The sequence below is a fragment of the Streptococcus mitis genome, from assembly GCF_946190155.1.
Taxonomy (GTDB): domain Bacteria; phylum Bacillota; class Bacilli; order Lactobacillales; family Streptococcaceae; genus Streptococcus; species Streptococcus mitis_CL.
In genome coordinates, this window is the sequence record NZ_CAMHZL010000001.1 from 86,996 (window position 1) to 107,883 (window position 20,888).

A 20,888-nucleotide genomic window follows, 5' to 3' on the forward strand; every position below is an offset into this window, starting at 1 on the left:
GGATGGCAGGAAAATCAATTTTTGATAAATTATGGGACCGTCATGTCATCACAGGAGAAGAGGGGCAACCCCAACTCATGTATGTGGACCAGCACTATATCCACGAGGTGACCAGTCCCCAAGCCTTTCAAGGATTACGAGACGCAGGTCGCAGATTGAGACGACCAGACTTGACATTTGGCACCTTTGACCACAATGTCCCGACGGTCAATATCTACGATATTCGAGATGTAATTTCCAAGGCACAAATTGATAAGCTAGCTGAAAATGTTGAGGAGTTTGGAATTGAACATGCGGCCCACGGTTCTGAAAAGCAGGGGATTGTTCATATGGTTGGTCCAGAAACAGGAAGAACTCAACCAGGAAAATTCATCGTCTGTGGAGACAGTCATACAGCAACCCATGGAGCTTTCGGAGCTATCGCCTTTGGAATTGGGACCAGTGAGGTCGAACATGTCTTCGCTACCCAGACCCTCTGGCAGGTTAAACCTAAGAAAATGCTGGTAGAATTCACTGGAGTTCCTCAAAAAGGAGTTTATTCCAAGGATTTCATTTTAGCCTTGATTGCCAAGTACGGCGTCGCCTGCGGTGTCGGCTACGTGGTGGAATATAGAGGTCAGGCTATTGATGCACTGAGCATGGAAGAGCGAATGACCATCTGCAATATGTCCATCGAGTTTGGATCCAAGATGGGAATCATGAATCCGGATCAGACGACTTATGACTATCTCAAGGGACGGGAATGTGTTCCAGAGAATTTCGAAGAGGCTGTGGCGGATTGGAAAACAATTATCAGTGATAATGATGCTGTTTACGATAAGGTTATCCAGATGGATGTCTCAGACTTGGCTCCCATGGTGACCTGGGGAACCAATCCTGCTATGGGGGTTGACTTTGACAGCAGTTTCCCAGAAATTAAGGATATGAATGATGAACGAGCCTACAATTATATGGATTTGGAACCAGGTCAAAAGCCAGCAGATATTGAACTAGGTTATATCTTTATCGGCTCTTGTACAAATGCTCGCCTCAGCGACTTGCAACTGGCTGCGCGATTTGTTAAAGGGAAGAAAATATCCCCTAATCTAACAGCTATCGTGGTTCCAGGCTCTCGTCCTGTCAAACGAGCTGCTGAGAAGTTGGGCTTGGACAAGGTTTTCCTAGATGCTGGCTTTGAGTGGAGAGACCCAGGTTGTTCTATGTGCCTAGGAATGAATCCGGACAAGGTTCCTGATGGTGTCCACTGCGCCTCAACCAGCAACCGCAACTTTGAAGACAGACAGGGATTTGGTGCTAAGACCCACCTCTGCAGTCCAGCCATGGCAGCAGCAGCAGCTATTGCAGGGCGCTTTGTAGATGTTCGACAAATGCCAGAAGCCCAGTAAGGAGAGGATATGGAGAAATTTACAGTTTATACGGGAACGACCGTTCCTCTCATGAATGATAACATCGACACTGACCAAATCTTACCCAAGCAGTTTCTCAAGTTAATTGATAAAAAAGGCTTTGGTAAGTACCTCATGTATGCTTGGCGTTATTTGGATGACAAGTATACTGAGGATCCAGACTTTGTCTTTAACCGACCTGAATATCGGAAAGCCAGTATTCTCATCTCAGGGGATAACTTTGGTGCAGGCTCTTCGAGGGAGCATGCAGCTTGGGCTCTAGCGGACTATGGTTTTAAGGTCGTGATTGCAGGGTCTTTCGGTGACATTCATTACAATAATGAACTCAATAATGGCATGTTGCCTATTGTACAGCCTAGAGAGGTTAGAGAGAAACTAGCTCAGCTACAACCGACTGACCAGGTAACTGTGGACTTGGAACAACAAAAAATCATCTCATCAGTTGGAGAATTCACTTTCGAAATCGATAGCGAATGGAAACACAAGCTATTAAATGGTTTGGATGATATCGGTATTACCTTACAGTATGAAGATTTGATTGCTGCTTATGAAAAACAACGACCAGCCTACTGGCAGGATTAAAAGAAAATTAGAAAAGGAAATAGAACTATGACAAAACACATTCAATGGAACGGAACACTTTCACAAGAAGGCTATGACATTTTAAAAGGGGAGGGCGGATGTATCGTTTGTCCTACAAAAGTTGGTTATATCATCATGACTAGTGACAAGGCAGGACTTGAACGCAAGTTTGAAGCCAAAGAACGTAACCGTAACAAACCAGGAGTTGTTCTCTGCGGTAGTATGGATGAGCTCCGCGCTTTAGCACAACTCAACCCAGAAATTGAAGCCTTCTACCAAAAACATTGGGATGAAGATATTCTTCTTGGATGTATCCTTCCATGGAAACCAGAAGCTTTTGAAAAACTCAAAGCTTATGGGGATGGTCGTGAAGAACTCATGACTGACGTGCGTGGTACTAGCTGTTTCGTTATCAAGTTTGGTAAAGCTGGTGAACAATTAGCTGCCAAACTTTGGGAAGAAGGCAAGATGGTATACGCTTCATCTGCAAACCCATCTGGTAAAGGAAACCGCGGTAAGGTGGAAGGTATCGGAGAACGTATCGAAGGGGCAGTGGACCTTGTCATCGAAGCAGACGACTATGTGGCATCTATCCAGCCTGACAAAACGATTGAAACTCGCTACGAGCAAGGCGTGATGGTGTCTATGGTCGATAAGGACGGCAAACTCATCCCAGAACAAGGAGGAGCACGCTCAACTTCACCAGCTCCAGTTGTAATCCGTAAAGGGCTTGACATTGATAAAATTATGATGCACCTGTCAGACACCTTTAACTCATGGGACTACCGTCAGGGAGAGTATTACTAAGATAAAAATGAAGTCTAGTGTTATGAGATATTTAAGCTCCTAACACTGGGCTTTTTGTTTAGAAATTCTTTTCTTTTTTTATAGGGTATGATATTCTATATATGAAATATCTAGTTTTTTATTCGAACATTATTATAAAAGGAGTACGATTTATGCTGAAAAGAAAAGTTAGTTTGGATGATTTTTATGCTTGGTACCAAGAAAATAAAATAAGATTAAGAGACGATGCATCTAAATATAGTATTTACAATGAACAATTACGTGAAGAATTTCTTAAAGAGTGGCCACTTGATAGAATTTTAACCATGTCTATTGATGATTATGTTATTGGAAAGGGTGCTAAAAGTAATTCTTTTTGCTATAGTCTTGAGAGGGGGAAATACAAATCTTTATTTTTAGGTATTGGAGGAGGAGGCTCTTCAAAATTTGGTATTTATTGGAATGAGGATACCCAAAGCTATAAAAATCAAGCTAATAAAATCATTCCTATATCTGAATTGGAGCAACGTTTTAATAAATTAAAAAGAGATCTGTATCAGATTATTGAAATCGGTAGTAAACTTGATTTTGACAATCCTATATTTGATATGAAAAAGTCCACAAATGAATTTATTGGTCGTTCTGCTGTGGTGACAAAACTACTTTGTATTTATTCTGAAAACCATTCTTTTTTAGGAGTAAATATGAATAGTCAGAATGAATGTTGGAATAGGTTGATTCCTCAACGTAATCAAGGAGGACCCTATCGTCAGAATCATGAGATTTGTAAACTATTTTCTAAAACCTATTCTGAACTAGAATCTTCAATTTTGGGAAGCATTTTATTTGAATATTCAACACAATTTTTAGACGATAAAGAAAAGAAAGAAGAAAAAATGTCTGCAGAATATAAGGTTTATCATCCATTGAGTCAAACTCTACTACAATCCAAAAACCTTATCCTCCGTGGTGCTCCTGGCACGGGAAAAACTTATCTTGCTAAAGAAATTGCTAAAGAATTAACGGATGGCAACGAAGACCAAATCGGCTTTGTACAGTTTCACCCATCTTATGATTATACGGATTTTGTAGAGGGGTTGAGACCGGTATCAAATGGGGATGGAGCTATTGAGTTTAAGCTAGAGGATGGTATTTTCAAGAAGTTCTGTCAGAAGGCTAAAGAAGCTCAGAAGACTGGAGGACAAGATAATTTTGATGAAGCTTGGGATCTTTATCTTGAGTATGTAAATAGTAGAGATGAAAAAGAATATTTGACAGAATTTTCCTACCTAACAGTAAATAGTCGAAATAATTTTAATATCAATTATGAAACTAAATCTCAAGGAACTGTCTTAACAAAATTTTATGTTTATGAACTTTATAAAGATGAAAACTATCTGAAACAGCCCTATTATCGTAACCAAGGAAAAAAAGTTCTTGAAATTTTAAAGAAAAGATTTGGTTTGAAAGACTATATCTCTCCAACAGAGATCAAGACAGACAAGAATTTTGTCTTCATCATCGATGAGATCAATCGTGGGGAGATTTCTAAGATTTTTGGTGAACTCTTTTTCTCTATCGATCCTGGTTATCGTGGTGAAAAGGGAAGTGTTTCTACCCAGTATGCTAATTTACATGAGACTGATGAGAAATTTTATATCCCTGAAAATGTCTATATCATTGGAACTATGAATGATATTGACCGCTCAGTGGATACCTTTGATTTTGCTATGCGTCGTCGTTTCCGTTTTGTTGAAATTACTTCTGAAAGTCAACTTGGTATGCTTGATGAGGTGCTTGGTGATAAAGCCGAAGAAGCTAAGACTAGACTAAGAAACTTGAATGCTGCAATTGAAAATGTTCAGGAATTAAACAGTCATTATCATATCGGGCCAAGTTATTTCCTGAGGTTAAAAGAAGTAAAATTTGATTATGAATTACTCTGGTCTGATTATCTCCAACCGCTTTTGGAAGATTATGTACGTGGTTCTTATGATGAAGCTGAAACTCTAGAAACATTGAAAAAAGCATTCGATCTGACAAAGAATGAGCAAAAAGATCAGGCGGTAGCTGATAGCAATGAAGGCGATGAAAACGATGATGCGGATCACTGATAATCAACACAAGATTGTTAAAGAAGAATTTGTTGAAGAATATCCTAAACTAAGCAATCTTCTTTTAGATAGAACCTTGGAAAGTCTATCCCAAGATGAACGTATTTTCATTTTTCCAAATGATTTGAAGAATTCTCCTGACTTAGAAAAGGACCAAAAAATCTTTGAAACAGTTAATCAGGAAATCAAGACAGGAAATGTGATTGGTTTTCTGGGTTGTGGTCAGGAAAGATTAACGATTTCCTCTCGTTTTTCTGATGAGAGTAATGACCATTTTTTGCATTATCTCTTACACAAGGTTCTTCATATCAATCTCACTAGTTTAGATGTTGCTTTGTCTCTTGAAGAGAGGCTTTATCAACTTTTGATGTATCTCTTCCCCAAGTATCTACAAGCTGCTATTCGAAAAGGTCTTTATAAGGAATACCATCGATTTTCTCATAATGACAGTAATGTTAAGGGAGTGATTGATGTAAGAAACCATCTCAAGAAAAATCTTCCTTTCACGGGAAATATTGCCTACACAACGAGAGAGTTCACCTATGATAATCCCCTCATGCAGTTGGTCCGTCACACTATTGAATACATTAAGAACCAGAAAAGCATTGGTCAAGGGGTACTAGATAATCTCTCAACTAGTCGTGAAAACGTAGCTGAAATCGTGCGTGTAACGCCCTCTTATAAACTAGCTGATCGTGCTAAGATTATTCGGGTAAATCAATCTAAACCTCTACGTCATGCATACTTTCACGAGTACAGAAAATTACAAGAACTTTGTCTGATGATCCTAAACCAAGAAAAGCACGGTTTAGGGTATCAAGATCAAAAAATTTATGGTATTCTTTTTGATGTTGCCTGGCTTTGGGAAGAGTATGTTCATACTTTGTTGCCAAAAGATTTTATCCATCCACGGAATAAAGATAAGACGGACGGAATTTCAGTATTTTCTAGTCAAGAAAGAAAAGTATATCCAGATTTTTATCAAGAAGAGCTTAAAATAGTATTAGATGCTAAGTATAAAAAACTGGAATTGACTGAAAAAGGAATCAACCGTGAGGACTTATTCCAGCTGATTTCCTATTCTTATATTTTAAAAACTGAGAAGGCTGGTCTTGTTTTTCCGAGCAAGGACAAGGTTGTTGATAATGAGATAGGAAAGCTAGCAGGTTATGGAGCTTTGTTGAAGAAATGGTCTATCCAAATCCCTCAGAAGTCTTCATCTTATAGTGAATTTTGTGAAATGCTGGAAAACTCCGAAGAAATATTTAAAAGGAATATTGCTAACGAAGTGGGGAGAAAATAATCTCTCCTCTTTCTTTTATTATTCGAACAAGTAAAATCCGAACAATATATTTTAATTTATAAAATTATTTGACAAAAACTGTACTTTAGTTTATAATGAATTAAGGAAACGTCGGAAAAGGCGTAGAGATGCGCAAGCATAGGTAGGTCATTACAAAAGAAACGAGACATCGATATGTTAAATGAATTTCCAATTTTTGATTACGAAGATATTCAATTGATTCCAAATAAATGTGTCATTAAAAGCCGTGCAGAAGCGGATACAAGTGTCACTTTAGGAAATCACACCTTTAAACTACCTGTTGTGCCAGCTAATATGCAAACGATTTTGGATGAAAATGTAGCAGAGCAACTGGCTAAAGGTGGTTACTTCTACATTATGCACCGTTTTGATGAGGCAGGACGTATTCCTTTTATTAAGCGCATGCATGAGCAAGGGCTTATTGCTTCTATCTCTGTCGGTGTTAAGGATTATGAGTATGATTTCGTTAGCCAGCTCAAATCTGATGCTCCTGAGTACATCACGATTGACATTGCCCACGGTCATGCGGATAGCGTGATTTCTATGATTCAACACATCAAGAAAGAATTGCCAGATACCTTTGTCATTGCAGGAAATGTGGGAACACCAGAAGCTGTGCGTGAATTGGAAAATGCTGGTGCGGATGCTACTAAGGTCGGAATCGGTCCAGGTAAGGTTTGTATCACCAAGGTCAAGACAGGTTTTGGTACAGGTGGTTGGCAATTGGCTGCCCTTCGTTGGTGTGCCAAGGCTGCACGTAAACCGATTATTGCTGATGGAGGAATTCGTACTCACGGTGATATTGCCAAGTCTATCCGCTTCGGTGCTAGCATGGTCATGATTGGTTCCCTCTTTGCAGGACATATTGAAAGTCCAGGGAAAACGATTGAAGTCGATGGTGAACAGTTCAAAGAATATTATGGTTCAGCCTCACAATATCAAAAAGGTGCTTACAAAAATGTGGAAGGCAAACGTATCTTGCTTCCTGCTAAAGGTCATCTGCAAGACACTTTAACTGAGATGGAACAAGACCTTCAAAGTGCTATTTCTTATGCAGGTGGACGTCAGGTTGCTGACCTTAAACACGTTGATTATGTTATCGTGAAAAACTCCATCTGGAATGGGGATGCTTCCCACTAAGACGGGCTATCTCACTAGAAAAAAACTTGTTATTAGAGCAAATTTCTGTTATAATAAAACAAGTTTCCACCCTTAGTGTAATGGATATCACGTAAGATTCCGGTTCTTGAGATGGGGGTTCGATTCCCTCAGGGTGGATGTAAACATCCTAAAAAGCCTTTAATAGGGCTTTTTTCTTTACACAGCCCTAAATTGGCCCTTAAAACTGAAAATCTCTTTTTAAAGAATTCCCAAATGCTCTCCAGTCCCGTTTTAAAGTGACTCAGGGGGCTTTTTTTGATATAATAAAAAGGACTGTTATCAGTTAGAAAGAGGTTGGTATGAAAGAATTACAAACTGTACTAAAGAACCATTTTGCAATCGAATTTGCAGACAAAAATTTACTGGAGACTGCCTTTACTCATACGAGTTATGCCAATGAGCACCGCCTCTTAAAAATTTCACACAATGAACGCTTGGAATTTTTAGGAGACGCTGTTCTACAGCTATTGATTTCAGAATATCTGTATAAAAAATATCCTAAAAAGCCTGAGGGTGACTTATCTAAACTCCGTGCTATGATTGTCCGTGAGGAGAGTTTGGCTGGTTTTGCGCGTGATTGTCAGTTTGATCAGTTTATCAAGCTGGGTAAGGGGGAAGAAAAATCTGGTGGTCGCAATCGTGATACCATTCTTGGTGATGCCTTTGAGGCCTTTCTTGGTGCCCTCCTTTTGGACAAGGATGTGGCCAAAGTCAAGGAATTTATCTATCAAGTCATGATTCCTAAGGTTGAAGCAGGCGAATTTGAGATGATTACAGACTACAAAACCCATCTCCAAGAGTTGCTTCAGGTCAATGGGGATGTGGCTATTCGTTATCAGGTAATTTCTGAAACGGGTCCTGCCCACGATAAGGTTTTTGAAGTAGAAGTTCTTGTTGAAGGTAAGAGCATTGGTCAAGGTCAAGGTCGTTCTAAGAAATTAGCAGAGCAAGAAGCTGCCAAAAATGCCGTTGAGAAAGGGCTGGATTCATGTATTTAAAGGAAATCGAAATTCAGGGATTCAAGTCTTTTGCTGACAAGACTAAGGTCGTCTTTGACCAAGGTGTGACGGCAGTCGTTGGACCCAATGGATCTGGAAAGTCGAATATTACAGAAAGTCTGCGTTGGGCCTTGGGGGAGTCAAGTGTTAAGAGTCTCCGTGGTGGTAAGATGCCAGATGTCATCTTTGCCGGAACAGAGAGTCGCAAACCGCTCAATTATGCTTCTGTAGTTGTGACTCTGGATAATCATGATGGATTTATAAAGGATGCAGGTCAAGAAATCAGGGTAGAACGGCATATCTATCGTAGTGGAGATAGCGAATACAAGATTGATGGCAAGAAAGTCCGTCTCCGTGATATCCATGACCTTTTCTTGGATACAGGTTTGGGACGAGATTCCTTTTCTATCATTTCCCAAGGCAAGGTTGAGGAGATTTTCAACTCCAAACCTGAGGAACGTCGTGCTATTTTCGAAGAAGCTGCAGGAGTTTTAAAATACAAGACTCGCAGAAAAGAAACTGAGAGTAAACTGCAGCAAACCCAGGATAATCTGGATCGTCTAGAAGACATTATCTATGAGTTGGACAATCAAATCAAGCCTCTTGAGAAGCAAGCTGAAAATGCTCGTAAGTTTCTAGATTTGGAAGGCCAACGTAAAGCTATTTACTTGGATGTTTTAGCTGCTCAAATCAAGGAAAATAAGGCTGAACTAGATTTGACAGAAGAAGAGTTGGCACAGGTTCAGGAACTATTGACTAGTTATTACCAAAAGCGTGAAAAATTAGAGGAAGAAAATCATACTCTTAAAAAGCAACGCCAAGATTTACAGGCTGAAATGGCCAAAGACCAAGGCAGTTTGATGGATTTGACCAGTCTGATTAGTGATTTAGAGAGAAAATTAGCCTTATCGAAATTAGAATCTGAGCAAGTAGCCCTGAATCAACAGGAAGCACAAGTCCGTTTGGCTACTTTGGAGGATAAGAGAAAGACTCTAAGTCAGGAAAAGGCTGAAAAAGAAAGCTCTTTAGCTCTCTTAGAAGAAAATCTAGTCCAAAATAATCAAAAACTCAATCGTTTAGAGGCTGAATTGCTGGCTTTTTCAGATGATCCTGATCAAATGATTGAGCTCTTACGCGAACGCTTTGTAGCTCTTTTACAAGAAGAAGCAGATGTCTCAAACCAGCTGACCCGTATCGAAAACGAGTTGGAAAATAGTCGTCAGCTTTCTCAAAAACAAGCAGATCAACTACAAAAATTCAAAGAACAACTGGCTACAGCTAAAGAGAAGGCTAGTCAGCAAAAAGACGAGCTTGAAACTGCTAAGGAGCAGGTTCAGAAATTATTGGCCGACTATCAAGCTATTGACAAGGAGCAAGAGGAGCAGAAAGCTTCCTATCAAACTCAACAAAGTCAACTATTTGACCGTCTGGACAGTCTTAAAAACAAGCAGGCCAGAGCTAAAAGTTTGGAAAATATCCTGAGGAATCATAGTAACTTTTATGCAGGTGTTAAGAGTGTTCTCCAAGAAAAGGCCCGTCTTGGTGGAATAATTGGGGCTGTTAGTGAGCACCTGACCTTTGATGTGCATTATCAAACTGCTCTAGAGATTGCGCTTGGAGCAAGCAGTCAGCACATCATTGTAGAAGATGAGAGCGCGGCGACTAAGGCCATTGATTTCCTCAAACGAAACAGAGCCGGTCGTGCGACCTTCCTTCCTTTAACGACTATCAAGGCTCGTACGATTTCTAGTCAGAATCAAGATGCTATCGCAGCAAGTCCAGGCTTCCTTGGGATGGCAGATGAGTTGGTGACATTCGATACTAGACTGGAAGCTATTTTCAAGAACTTGCTAGCTACAACAGCTATTTTTGATACCGTAGAACACGCGCGTGTAGCAGCTCGTCAAGTACGTTACCAGGTTCGTATGGTGACTTTGGACGGTACAGAGTTGCGCACAGGTGGTTCTTATGCAGGTGGTGCCAATCGCCAGAATAATAGTATCTTCATCAAGCCAGAACTGGAGCAATTACAAAAAGAAATTGCTGAAGAAGAAGCAAGCTTGCATTCAGAAGAGTTGAGTTTGAAGACCTTGCAAGATGAGATGGCTAGATTGACAGAAAGATTAGAAGCCATCAAATCTCAAGGAGAGCAGGCTCGTATTCAGGAGCAGGGCTTATCCCTCGCTTATCAGCAGACCAGTCAGCAAGTTGAAGAGCTAGAAACTCTTTGGAAACTCCAAGAAGAGGAATTAGATCGTCTTTCTGACGGAGATTGGCAAGCAGATAAGGAAAAATGCCAAGCACGCCTTGCTACTATTGCCAGTGACAAGCAAAATCTGGAAGCTGAGATTGAAGAGATTAAGTCTAACAAAAATGCCATCCAAGAACGTTATCAGAACTTGCAAGAACAGGTAGCGCAAGCTCGCTTGCTTAAGACAGAACTACAAGGGCAAAAACGTTATGAAGTAGCTGATATTGAGCGTTTAGGAAAAGAATTGGACAATTTAGATATCGAACAAGAGGAAATCCAGCGCCTTCTTCAAGAAAAGGTTGACAATCTTGAGAAAGTTGATACAGAATTGCTCAGTCAACAGGCTGAAGAAGCCAAAATGCAGAAAACAAATCTCCAACAAGTTTTGATTCGCAAGCAGTTTGAGTTGGATGATATTGAAGGTCAACTGGATGATATTGCTAGTCATTTGGATCAGGCTCGCCAGCAGAATGAAGAGTGGATTCGCAAGCAAACACGTGCTGAAGCTAAGAAAGAAAAGGTCAGCGAGCGCTTACGCCATCTACAAAGTCAATTAACAGACCAGTATCAGATTAGCTATACTGAAGCACTAGAAAAGGCACATGAATTGGAAAACCTCAATCTGGCGGAGCAAGAGGTGCATGATTTAGAGAAGGCTATTCGCTCACTGGGTCCTGTCAATTTGAATGCTATTGAACAGTACGAAGAAGTTCACAGTCGTCTGGATTTCCTCAATAGCCAGCGAGATGACATTTTGTCAGCGAAAAACCTGCTCCTTGAGACCATTACAGAGATGAATGATGAGGTCAAGGAACGCTTTAAATCAACTTTTGAAGCTATTCGTGAGTCCTTTAAAGTGACCTTCAAGCAAATGTTTGGCGGAGGTCAGGCAGATTTGATTTTGACTGATGGAGACCTGCTGACAGCTGGGGTTGAGATTTCTGTTCAACCTCCAGGTAAGAAAATCCAGTCGCTTAACCTCATGAGTGGTGGTGAAAAAGCCTTATCAGCTCTTGCTTTGCTTTTCTCCATTATTCGTGTCAAGACTATTCCATTTGTTATCTTGGATGAGGTAGAGGCTGCGCTTGACGAAGCCAATGTTAAACGTTTCGGGGATTATCTCAATCGATTTGACAAGGATAGCCAGTTCATCGTCGTAACCCACCGTAAAGGAACCATGGCAGCAGCTGATTCTATCTATGGAGTGACCATGCAAGAATCAGGTGTCTCAAAAATTGTTTCGGTGAAGTTAAAAGATTTGGAAGAAACAGTAGACTAGTTACCAAACGATAGCATCTCTTAGGGGATGCTATTTTTTAAAACTAACATCTTGAATGATTTTTTAAGGTCAGTTCAGGGGCAAAAAACGACATTTGGGCTTTCCTTTTAGCGAAAAGGCTTTCTCTATGATATAATAGTTTCATGATTACAACAGTACCTATAAAAAATGAAAAAGACATCGCAGTACCTGATAAAACAGTTCTTGTATTAGGCTATTTTGACGGTATTCATAAGGGGCATCAGAAGCTTTTTGAAGTAGCTAGCAAGGCTTCTATGAAAGATTATCTACCAGTTGTCGTGATGACCTTTACAGAGTCGCCTAAGCTCGCATTACAGCCTTACAAGCCAGAATTAATGCTTCATATTGTCAGCCATGAAGAACGGGAACATAAGATGAAATGGCATGGAGTAGAGGCTCTTTTCTTACTTGACTTTAGTAGTAAATTTGCTAGTTTAACGGGGCAAGAGTTCTTTGATACCTATGTTAGAGCATTAAAACCAGCGATTATCGTAGCAGGATTTGATTACACCTTTGGTTCTGATAAGAAAACTGCGGATGATTTGAAGGACTATTTTGATGGAGAAATTATCATTGTTCCTCCCGTTGAGGATGAAAAGGGGAAAATTAGTTCTACTCGTATTCGTCAAGCTATTCTTGATGGAGATGTCAGGGAAGCTGGTCATTTACTTGGCACTCCTCTACCGTCACGTGGAATGGTTGTTCACGGAAATGCTCGTGGACGGACTATTGGTTACCCAACAGCAAACTTAGTTTTAAGAGATCGAACTTATATGCCAGCAGATGGTGTCTACGTAGTTGATATTGAAGTGCAGCGTAAAAGATATCGTGGAATGGCGAGTGTCGGGAAAAATGTTACTTTCGATGGAGAAGAGCCACGTTTTGAGGTCAATATTTTTGATTTTTCAGATGACATTTACGGTGAAACAGTTATTGTCTACTGGCTAGACCGTGTCCGTGAAATGGTCAAATTTGACTCTGTTGAAGAACTGGTAGACCAACTCCAGAAAGATGAAGAAATTGCTCGGAATTGGAAGGATGGAGATTCTGTCATTTAAAGGTCTCAGGTATAGAAAACGTCTGAAAAACCTACTAGATGGATTAGTTATTTTGTTAGTTTGATACAAAGCACTTTCAGTCCTCCTAGTTTCCTATTTTAGTAACTGTTTATGTTCAAATTATAGACGAGGCTTTATTATGCAAACGCAAGAAGAAATGAATGTTCTGGTACCCGAAAAATTAGCAGAAATTGAGCGTGATTTCGATGTCACAATTTTGTGGGCTATTGAGTCTGGTAGTCGTGCTTGGGGCTTTGAGTCTCCCGATAGTGACTTTGATGTACGATTTATCTACAAACATAAGCAAGATTTTTATCTCCGTTTGAATGAACAGCGCGATGTTATCGAGCTACCAATTGACGATACTTGGGATATGAGTGGCTGGGATTTAGACAAGACTTTAAAGTTGCTTTATAAGTCAAATCCAACCCTCTTTGAGTGGTTACAGTCGCCAATCGTTTACCAGCAAGACGAAGGCTTTATTGACCGTATCCGTCCGCTTGTTAGTCAGTATTTTTCTGAGAAAAAGATGCTCCACCATTACTTGAATACTGCTAGAACTCAAATGAATAAGTATCTTTCAGGAGATAAGGTCAAACCTAAAAAGTATTTCTATGCACTTCGTCCTATTTTAGCTTGTCGTTGGATTGAAAAATATCATTCTGTTCCACCGATTTTGTTTGATGATTTGGTCAAAGAATTGCTCCCTGATGAAATGAAAGACCATGTGTCTAGCTTGCTTGATATAAAGGTAAAGGGACCTGAAGGAATGGAAATTGAGCCGATAGAGCCAATTCAGGACTTCATCATCAAAAATATCCAAGAGCTGGATGACTACGTCCAAAGTGTTACAGAGGAAAAGAAAGACTGGAAAGCTCTCAATCAATTTTTCCTTGAAGAATTAAGTCGTGACTGAGGTTAATTATGGGAAAATGGACTTGTAGATGTGGTCAAGCAATGAACGACCACAAAGCCCCTGATCCAAATGCTTATTCGGTTTATTCGGATGAGTTGTTTGAAGAAATTTTTAACAATACTGATGAACATGATAGAATTTCTTATGAAGACATTTCAGAGGCTTCCTTTTATATGTGGAAATGTCCCAATTGTGGTAGTTTTATGGTCTTTGGCGAAGAGGTTAATACAGGTTGTTTCACTTTTTATGAGCGCCAGACAAGTGCAAAAGCAGAACCACTTTTCGCTCCTGATCAAGAGTTAAATATCGTTGTTGTTGAGTTTCAAGAGGGAGGAAATGGCTATACTTATATCTGCGATGACCCAAATATCCATATTGGGCATGCTGTCATTGTCCCAGTAGGGAAGGAAAATACTGAAAAAACTGCTTTAGTTGTGCAGAAGTACCATGCCCTACCCAAGGATATCACTTTTCCTGTTCAAAAGTTAAAACGTGTCATCCGTAGGTATTCATATTTCGATCCAATCACTTCGAAAAACGTTTGTAGAAATTTAATTAATCTTGGAAGAATTTTTGATGCTTGCTCTAAAAACTCTAAACCAGCGCCTCAGCAAACATATTACGTTATCAAAACTCCCTTAGGCTATTTCTGGTTAGAATTAAATGGAGTTCCTATTCCAATGAAAATTACACAAATTCAAGTCAGCGATAAAAAGTACCAAGTAGACAGGGCCCTTTATATAAAGCCTTCAGAGATTAACTGTAGAAGATTCTATGAACTGGAGTTGTGTGCTGATTTTGATATTGATGCCTCGAGATGGATCGATGTTCTCTCGGATGAAAATGTTTGGGGCAATAGCTGGGAACTAAATGGTCTTCAATTTGGTATTACTGCTGGGGAGTCTCCAGAATTTGAAGACGAAGTTGTTGCAAGAAAATATAGTTGTATTCCACTTTATTATGACTGGCACCCTGAATTTGAAGATTATTATGGCTTCAGTTTAGCTTGGAAAAAATACGAATCTGATAGCGATTTGTCAATAGATTTTTATACAACATAAGAAAGTTATAAAACATCAAAAATGACATCTTACTATAGACTATTTAATAAAAAACGAACAGGTTCTTTTTCTGTCATTCAGAAGAGAACTTGTTCGTTTTGTTTTTAATGGATTTAGTTTGCTTTTTAAAACACGCGATACACATAGGGATTCTCTGGTTTATCGACTTTGGTAAAGCTGTCGATTTCCAAGGTTGGGAGGTTTTGTTTGAGTTCTTTATGGTAGTGATTGACCAGTTTTCCTTTGGCTGTTATCCAAGTGTTATTCTCATACTGACGGGTATTTCCCTTGGTTAGCAATCCATAGACACCAGAATCCGCGATACAATGGATAATGCCGAAGCGGAACAGAAATTGGCTATTGGCATGACTAGGGTCATTATAGATAAAGCCTGTGAACTGGACTGTCTTACCCTCAAACTCATCTGGATAGTCGTAGATAGCCTCCATGACTTCCATATAGTTTTCATTAGTGATCTGAATACTATCTTGGGACAAGTATTTATCCGCCGCCGTTCGCATCTCCTTTTCATAGGCTGATTTTGAAAAATAAGAACTGGTATCTGGTTTCAAATATTGGCTTGTCGTCCCTTCACTCGTCTGAATGGCTTGATCCGTGCCTTCCGATAGGGGGAAGTGATAGCCTTTTGCTGAAACGGTCTGAGAATCCAAGCTAACAGTTGGGAAAGTTAAGCCGACGACAATTGGAATGGCAAGAAGAGCAACACTAGTAACCTTGGCCAATCGGCTGTTCAGATGACTGTGGGTTTTGACTTGCTTCATCCAGATATACAATTGAACAATTGCCAAAATAAAGGAAAGTACCATGGAAATATAGGCCAGATAGGAATAGTGCATGTTGATGTACTGGTTTAATTTGCCCGACAGATGGAGATAAATGGTCAATTCAAAATAGCCAGCTAAAACTAAAAATCGAATCATAGGATGACTCCAATCAAGAGAGAATATACTAAGATAACGAGTGTCACAATCATAATGAAGTGACTGATAAATCGTGCTTTCAAGTAATTTTTCATCATGAGAATATTTTTGATATCCAGCATTGGACCAATCACCAGAAAGGCCAGAACTGGTGCCAAACCAAAACTCGAGAGAAGAGAAGCACCGATAAAGGCATCCGCCTCACTGCAGAGAGAAAGAAGAAAGGCCAAAAGCATCAAGAGCAGGATGGCAAAAAGAGGGGTCGCACTGATAGAGGTCAGAATCCGTGTCGGAACATAGACCTGTATAACAGAGGCAAAGAGACAGCCGAATACCAAATAACGTCCCGTATCAAAAAATTCATCAATGGCTTGCACAAAGACCTGAAAAATTTTTTTTGCAGGACTCAAATGAGAAAAATGGTGCTCATGACAAGCCAAACGATTTTCTTTCTGAATCGGTTCTTGCCAGAAGAATCCTAGAAAAATCCCAAGTATTACAGCCACTACAATGGAACCTAGAGCTCGTAACAGAGCGACATGGAAGGAGTTCCCAAAGGCAGAATAGGTCGCAAAGAGAACAATGGGATTGATAACAGGTGCTGTCACAAGAAAGGGAACAGCCGTGTAACTGGGGACCTTTTTTTCCAGAAAACGATTGATAATGGGGACGATTCCACATTCACAGGAGGGAAAAAGAATCCCGACGAAGGTACCAAAAAAGATTCTCCCCCAACGATTTCGAGGGAGAAAATGATACACCTTTTCAGGTGTGATATAAACCTCAATCAGTCCTGAAACAATACTTCCTATCAGAACGAAGGGTAGGGCTTCAATGATGATAGAGAGAAAAATAGCCCCAGTCTGAAGCACAGTAGATGGGAGTTGTTGGAAAGCAGTCATCTAGTTTTTCTTTTCTGCTTTGGATTTTTTCTCTTTGTCATCAGGGAAAGTGACTTGTTTCAAATCAGGGAGTTTAGCAAACTCTTCAAACATCTTGTCCAAGTCATCAGTTTTTGTAAATTTTACAGCCATAGGTGCACCTCGATTCTAAATTCTACCTCTATTATACTATTATTTTGAGGAAAAGGGAAAAGTTAAAATTGAGTATCTAACGAATAATAGAGTGTGATATAGCCTAATATACACTATGATTGTGATATAATAATTGTGGAATAACGGAGGAAATGATGGAACATAAAAAGATCGGTCAGGTTACTGACGAAGTAAAAGAAATTTTTAATATTGTTCTTGAAGATAGTGATATCAAAGTTAACAAAGAAGGTTTAAGAAGTCATATGTTGAAACGGCATCATAATGATGTGATTCATCATATCGAAGATCTGGAACTTATACTAAGTAATCCAGATTTCGTCGGCATCAATCCACGAGAGAAAGATGCTAGTTTTGAATATGTTAAAAGATTTGATGATAATGTTCTTGTTGCCATCAAGTTACATAAAAGTGGAGATTCCTTTTATGTTCCGACCATGTATCGTTTACAAGATTACAAGTTACAAAGTCGTATTAAGTCTGGTAGATTGAGAAAACTTGACAAAAAAAGTAGATAGTGCTAGAATAATATTAACGAAAGACATTTGAGGGCAGAAAGGTTCCTGCCGCACCTTGAAAAAGGTATCTGAGATGCTGGGTACACCGACCAGCCAAGTGTCCGTTATTTCAAAGGAGGGAGCTTAAATGCTCCTTTTTTGTTTAAAAATTTCAAAAAAGATTATCCCCACAGCAGGCTCAGACTTGCGGTTTTTTATTTTTCAAAAATCACGCATTTTGGACGATTAGAAACAGACATCTAAATGCTATTCTTCACCACAACAATTAGGATAAATAATTTTTAACACGAGGGCTCTCCCTTCACCAAATTTGAGTCTGCCGATCCCTTGGCTATCCTTTCCTTTCACAAACGAGTCGCTTATTCAACTATAAGTTTACGTGCTCCTAGTCACAGTCAGTTGTGCTTGATGGAAAAAATGACACCTATAAAAATACGAAGTAGTGACTATACCACTCACTTATTCACCTCCCCGTGATTTGTAGTAGTGATAGGCTTTCTTACTATTATTATAAAACAAAATAAAGAGCACAACACTTTTTCATTCTGTGTTGTGCCTTGAGTGAAACGAAAGGAATTAATTATAAAAGTTTAAAAAGTCAATGTGTTATTCCAGGTCAGGAACATCTCCCAGAACTGGTTATTATATCTGATCCATTAAATATTTTTGATGTCAGGGATTGGTTAAAAAAGGTGGCAATACTCTCTAAGTACAAGTTATTGTACTATAGAATATAAATCTATTCCCCACATATTGTTTTTAAATACTGTAAGAGCTAATTTGAAACGTTTAGCTTGTGGTATAATAGATTCATGGATAAAAAATATGAAAAAATCTCCCAGGATTTAGGAGTGACGTTAAAGCAAATTGATACTGTTCTAAGTTTGACTGCCGAAGGGGCAACTATTCCCTTTATCGCGCGTTATCGCAAGGACATGACTGGTAGTCTGGATGAGGTGGCGATTAAGGCTATTATTGACTTGGATAAAAGTCTGACCAACCTCAACGACCGTAAGGAAGCTGTCTTAGCTAAGATTCAAGAACAAGGCAAGCTGACCAAGGAATTGGAAGAAGCTATCTTAGCTGCCGAAAAATTAGCAGACGTAGAAGAACTCTATCTACCTTTTAAAGAAAAACGTCGGACTAAGGCAACCATTGCCCGTGAAGCTGGACTCTTTCCTCTTGCTCGCTTGATGTTGCAGAATGTAACTGACTTAGAGAAGGAAGCTGAAAAGTTCGTCTGTGAAGGATTTGCGACTGGCAAGGAAGCCTTAGCTGGTGCAGTTGATATCTTGGTCGAAGCCTTATCGGAGGATGTCAATTTACGTGCTATGACTTATCAGGAAGTGCTGAGACACTCTAAACTCACTTCTCAAGTCAAGGATGAAAGTCTCGATGAAAAGCAGGTTTTTCAGATTTATTATGATTTTTCAGAGACAGTTGGAAATATGCAGGGTTATCGTACCTTGGCCCTCAATCGTGGGGAGAAGCTAGGTGTCTTGAAGGTCGGTTTTGAACATGCGACGGACCGTATTCTTACCTTCTTTGTTGCTCGTTTTAAGGTAAAAAATACCTATATTGATGAAGTCGTTCAGCAATCTGTTAAGAAAAAGGTCTTGCCTGCTATCGAGCGCCGTATTCGGACAGAATTGACTGAAAAAGCAGAAGAAGGAGCTATCCAACTCTTTTCTGACAACCTGCGCAATCTCCTCTTGGTTGCTCCGCTGAAAGGGCGCGTGGTTCTAGGATTTGACCCTGCCTTTCGTACAGGTGCCAAGCTAGCTGTCGTGGATGCAACAGGAAAAATGCTGACAACTCAGGTTATTTATCCTGTTAAACCAGCATCAGCTCGTCAAATCGAAGAAGCTAAGAAAGATCTGGCAGACTTGATTGGTCAGTACGGCGTGGAAATCATTGCCATCGGAAATGGTACTGCTAGTCGTGAAAGTGAAGCCTTTGTGGCGGAAGTTCTTAAAGATTTCCCTGAAGTCAGCTATGTTATCGTCAATGAAAGTGGTGCTTCGGTCTATTCTGCCAGCGAACTTGCTCGTCAGGAATTTCCAGACCTAACCGTTGAAAAACGCTCTGCTATTTCTATCGCACGTCGTTTGCAAGATCCTCTTGCAGAGTTGGTCAAAATCGATCCTAAGTCAATTGGTGTCGGTCAATATCAACACGATGTCAGTCAGAAGAAACTATCTGAGAGTCTGGACTTTGTTGTCGATACAGTGGTAAACCAAGTCGGTGTCAATGTCAATACAGCCAGCCCAGCTCTTCTCTCCCATGTCGCTGGACTCAATAAAACCATTTCTGAAAATATTGTCAAATACCGTGAGGAGGAAGGAAAAATCACTTCACGCGCCCAAATCAAGAAAGTTCCTCGTCTGGGTGCTAAAGCTTTTGAACAGGCCGCTGGTTTCCTTCGTATCCCTGAAAGTAGCAATATCCTTGATAATACAGGGGTTCACCCAGAAAACTACGCTGCTGTTAAGGAGCTCTTCAAACGTTTAGATATTAAAGACCTAAACGAAGAAGCCCAAAGCAAACTCAAGTCCCTTTCAGTCAAGGAAATGGCGCAAGACCTAGACCTTGGTCCAGAAACTCTTAAAGATATCATTGCAGATCTTCTCAAACCAGGTCGAGATTTCCGTGATTCCTTTGATGCACCTGTGCTTCGCCAAGATGTCCTAGATATCAAAGACCTAGTGGTAGGTCAGAAGCTAGAAGGTGTGGTGCGTAATGTCGTTGATTTCGGTGCCTTCGTTGATATCGGGATTCACGAGGACGGCCTGATTCATATTTCCCATATGAGTCGCAAATTTATCAAACACCCAAGCCAAGTGGTGTCAGTTGGAGATTTGGTGACCGTTTGGGTCAAGAAAATTGATACTGAACGTGAAAAAGTCAATCTGTCGCTCCTCGCTCCAAATGAAACTGACTGATTACGTTAAGCAGGTTTCACTAGAAGACTTCGGCAGACATTTTATCCATCATGTCCAGTGGAATAGGCGTCTACGTTCGACAGGTGGGCGATTTTTTCCAAAAGATGGGCATTTGGATTTTAATCCCAAGGTTTATCAGGAACTGGGTCTGGATGTTTTTAGGAAAATTGTCCGACATGAACTCTGTCATTATCACCTCTATTTTCAAGGGAAGGGCTATCAACACAAGGATCGGGATTTTAAGGAACTTTTGAAAGCAGTGGATGGATTACGCTTTGTACCAACCTTGCCAAATAGCAACTCCAAGCCAATCAAGCTTTATCGATGTCAATTCTGCCAGCAAACTTATCAGCGCAAGAGAAGGATTGATACCAAACGCTATCGCTGTGGACTTTGTCGAGGTAAATTGCTTCTGATAAATCAGCCTGAGGACTGATGAAAGCCGAGCCTACCCGTGATATACTATGTCTAACCTAGC

Annotated in this window: 17 protein-coding genes, 1 tRNA gene and 1 pseudogene; 16 read left to right on the forward strand and 3 right to left on the reverse strand. The window is 40.0% G+C overall.

Annotation, left to right across the window (positions count from 1 at the left end; genetic code table 11):
* Nucleotides 1-2 precede the first annotated feature (2 nt).
* From leuC to N8O80_RS00475, 12 genes are all read left to right on the forward strand, one after another.
* Complete coding sequence (gene leuC, locus N8O80_RS00420; protein ID WP_261026182.1) at nucleotides 3-1,385, forward strand: 3-isopropylmalate dehydratase large subunit; 1,383 nt, start codon at nucleotides 3-5, stop codon at nucleotides 1,383-1,385.
* A 9-nt stretch (nucleotides 1,386-1,394) separates the two neighbouring features.
* Nucleotides 1,395-1,988 (forward strand): 3-isopropylmalate dehydratase small subunit, encoded by a 594-nt coding sequence (gene leuD, locus N8O80_RS00425; RefSeq protein WP_261026184.1) that lies wholly within the window; start codon nucleotides 1,395-1,397, stop codon nucleotides 1,986-1,988.
* Between the two features lie 27 nt (nucleotides 1,989-2,015).
* Nucleotides 2,016-2,795, forward strand: coding sequence for an L-threonylcarbamoyladenylate synthase (locus N8O80_RS00430; protein WP_000160505.1), 780 nt, complete (start codon nucleotides 2,016-2,018; stop codon nucleotides 2,793-2,795).
* Nucleotides 2,796-2,947: 152 nt separating this feature from the next.
* Nucleotides 2,948-4,888: an McrB family protein gene (locus N8O80_RS00435; protein ID WP_261026185.1), complete on the forward strand. Its 1,941-nt coding sequence runs from the start codon at nucleotides 2,948-2,950 to the stop codon at nucleotides 4,886-4,888.
* Nucleotides 4,875-6,191 carry an McrC family protein gene (locus N8O80_RS00440; RefSeq protein ID WP_261026613.1) on the forward strand — a complete coding sequence of 439 codons (1,317 nt, stop codon included), beginning with the start codon at nucleotides 4,875-4,877 and terminating at the stop codon, nucleotides 6,189-6,191. The genes N8O80_RS00435 and N8O80_RS00440 overlap by 14 nt, the downstream gene beginning before the upstream one ends.
* A 174-nt stretch (nucleotides 6,192-6,365) precedes the next feature.
* Nucleotides 6,366-7,352 carry a GMP reductase gene (locus N8O80_RS00445; RefSeq protein WP_000931177.1) on the forward strand — a complete coding sequence of 329 codons (987 nt, stop codon included), beginning with the start codon at nucleotides 6,366-6,368 and terminating at the stop codon, nucleotides 7,350-7,352.
* A 66-nt stretch (nucleotides 7,353-7,418) separates the two neighbouring features.
* Nucleotides 7,419-7,490, forward strand: a tRNA-Arg gene (locus N8O80_RS00450).
* A gap of 182 nt (nucleotides 7,491-7,672) precedes the next feature.
* Complete coding sequence (rnc, locus tag N8O80_RS00455) at nucleotides 7,673-8,371, forward strand: ribonuclease III (protein WP_000661488.1); 699 nt, start codon at nucleotides 7,673-7,675, stop codon at nucleotides 8,369-8,371.
* Nucleotides 8,362-11,901 carry a chromosome segregation protein SMC gene (gene smc, locus N8O80_RS00460; RefSeq protein WP_261026187.1) on the forward strand — a complete coding sequence of 1,180 codons (3,540 nt, stop codon included), beginning with the start codon at nucleotides 8,362-8,364 and terminating at the stop codon, nucleotides 11,899-11,901. Before rnc ends, smc begins: the two co-directional genes overlap by 10 nt.
* Before the next feature lie 143 nt (nucleotides 11,902-12,044).
* On the forward strand, nucleotides 12,045-12,980 hold the full coding sequence (locus N8O80_RS00465) for a bifunctional riboflavin kinase/FAD synthetase (RefSeq protein WP_261026189.1): 936 nt from the start codon (nucleotides 12,045-12,047) through the stop codon (nucleotides 12,978-12,980).
* 139 nt (nucleotides 12,981-13,119) lie between these two features.
* Complete coding sequence (locus N8O80_RS00470; RefSeq protein ID WP_261026192.1) at nucleotides 13,120-13,896, forward strand: nucleotidyltransferase domain-containing protein; 777 nt, start codon at nucleotides 13,120-13,122, stop codon at nucleotides 13,894-13,896.
* An 8-nt stretch (nucleotides 13,897-13,904) separates the two neighbouring features.
* On the forward strand, nucleotides 13,905-14,957 hold the full coding sequence (locus N8O80_RS00475) for a hypothetical protein (protein ID WP_261026198.1): 1,053 nt from the start codon (nucleotides 13,905-13,907) through the stop codon (nucleotides 14,955-14,957).
* A 125-nt stretch (nucleotides 14,958-15,082) separates the two neighbouring features.
* On the opposite strand, the gene N8O80_RS00480 is transcribed toward N8O80_RS00475, so the two are convergent.
* The 3 genes from N8O80_RS00480 to N8O80_RS00490 are packed head-to-tail and all read right to left on the reverse strand — an operon-like array spanning nucleotide 15,083 to nucleotide 16,932.
* The gene (locus tag N8O80_RS00480) at nucleotides 15,083-15,898 is read right to left on the reverse strand and encodes a TIGR03943 family putative permease subunit (protein WP_261026201.1); all 816 of its coding nucleotides are present in this window, start codon (nucleotides 15,896-15,898) and stop codon (nucleotides 15,083-15,085) included.
* Nucleotides 15,895-16,800, reverse strand: coding sequence for a permease (locus N8O80_RS00485; protein ID WP_261026204.1), 906 nt, complete (start codon nucleotides 16,798-16,800; stop codon nucleotides 15,895-15,897). The genes N8O80_RS00480 and N8O80_RS00485 overlap by 4 nt, the downstream gene beginning before the upstream one ends.
* Complete coding sequence (locus N8O80_RS00490; RefSeq protein ID WP_084887050.1) at nucleotides 16,801-16,932, reverse strand: SPJ_0845 family protein; 132 nt, start codon at nucleotides 16,930-16,932, stop codon at nucleotides 16,801-16,803.
* A gap of 155 nt (nucleotides 16,933-17,087) precedes the next feature.
* On the opposite strand from N8O80_RS00490, the gene N8O80_RS00495 reads away from it, so the two are divergent.
* From N8O80_RS00495 to N8O80_RS00505, 4 genes and pseudogenes are all read left to right on the forward strand, one after another.
* Nucleotides 17,088-17,468: a PBECR3 domain-containing polyvalent protein gene (locus N8O80_RS00495; RefSeq protein ID WP_261026208.1), complete on the forward strand. Its 381-nt coding sequence runs from the start codon at nucleotides 17,088-17,090 to the stop codon at nucleotides 17,466-17,468.
* A 581-nt stretch (nucleotides 17,469-18,049) separates the two neighbouring features.
* Nucleotides 18,050-18,205: pseudogene (locus N8O80_RS09790) on the forward strand (DUF1919 domain-containing protein); the annotation flags it as partial.
* Between the two features lie 75 nt (nucleotides 18,206-18,280).
* A complete protein-coding gene (locus N8O80_RS00500) occupies nucleotides 18,281-20,410 on the forward strand; it encodes a Tex family protein (RefSeq protein ID WP_261026211.1) in 2,130 nt (709 codons plus the stop codon).
* The gene (locus N8O80_RS00505; RefSeq protein WP_261026614.1) at nucleotides 20,397-20,846 is read left to right on the forward strand and encodes a SprT family protein; all 450 of its coding nucleotides are present in this window, start codon (nucleotides 20,397-20,399) and stop codon (nucleotides 20,844-20,846) included. Before N8O80_RS00500 ends, N8O80_RS00505 begins: the two co-directional genes overlap by 14 nt.
* The last annotated feature ends 42 nt before the right edge of the window (nucleotides 20,847-20,888 follow it).

Bases quoted from the DNA above. Each gene is read 5' to 3' on its own strand.
- N8O80_RS00445 (WP_000931177.1), top strand. From the start codon at position 6,366: ATGTTAAATGAATTTCCAATTTTTGATTACGAAGATATTCAATTGATT.
- N8O80_RS00465 (WP_261026189.1), top strand. From the start codon at position 12,045: ATGATTACAACAGTACCTATAAAAAATGAAAAAGACATCGCAGTACCT.
- N8O80_RS00440 (WP_261026613.1), top strand. From the start codon at position 4,875: ATGCGGATCACTGATAATCAACACAAGATTGTTAAAGAAGAATTTGTT.
- rnc (WP_000661488.1), top strand. From the start codon at position 7,673: ATGAAAGAATTACAAACTGTACTAAAGAACCATTTTGCAATCGAATTT.
- smc (WP_261026187.1), top strand. From the start codon at position 8,362: ATGTATTTAAAGGAAATCGAAATTCAGGGATTCAAGTCTTTTGCTGAC.
- N8O80_RS00505 (WP_261026614.1), top strand. From the start codon at position 20,397: ATGAAACTGACTGATTACGTTAAGCAGGTTTCACTAGAAGACTTCGGC.
- N8O80_RS00480 (WP_261026201.1), bottom strand. From the start codon at position 15,898: ATGATTCGATTTTTAGTTTTAGCTGGCTATTTTGAATTGACCATTTAT.
- leuC (WP_261026182.1), top strand. From the start codon at position 3: ATGGCAGGAAAATCAATTTTTGATAAATTATGGGACCGTCATGTCATC.
- N8O80_RS00485 (WP_261026204.1), bottom strand. From the start codon at position 16,800: ATGACTGCTTTCCAACAACTCCCATCTACTGTGCTTCAGACTGGGGCT.
- N8O80_RS00470 (WP_261026192.1), top strand. From the start codon at position 13,120: ATGCAAACGCAAGAAGAAATGAATGTTCTGGTACCCGAAAAATTAGCA.
- N8O80_RS00500 (WP_261026211.1), top strand. From the start codon at position 18,281: ATGGATAAAAAATATGAAAAAATCTCCCAGGATTTAGGAGTGACGTTA.
- N8O80_RS00435 (WP_261026185.1), top strand. From the start codon at position 2,948: ATGCTGAAAAGAAAAGTTAGTTTGGATGATTTTTATGCTTGGTACCAA.
- N8O80_RS00495 (WP_261026208.1), top strand. From the start codon at position 17,088: ATGGAACATAAAAAGATCGGTCAGGTTACTGACGAAGTAAAAGAAATT.
- leuD (WP_261026184.1), top strand. From the start codon at position 1,395: ATGGAGAAATTTACAGTTTATACGGGAACGACCGTTCCTCTCATGAAT.
- N8O80_RS00475 (WP_261026198.1), top strand. From the start codon at position 13,905: ATGGGAAAATGGACTTGTAGATGTGGTCAAGCAATGAACGACCACAAA.
- N8O80_RS00430 (WP_000160505.1), top strand. From the start codon at position 2,016: ATGACAAAACACATTCAATGGAACGGAACACTTTCACAAGAAGGCTAT.
- N8O80_RS00490 (WP_084887050.1), bottom strand. From the start codon at position 16,932: ATGGCTGTAAAATTTACAAAAACTGATGACTTGGACAAGATGTTTGAA.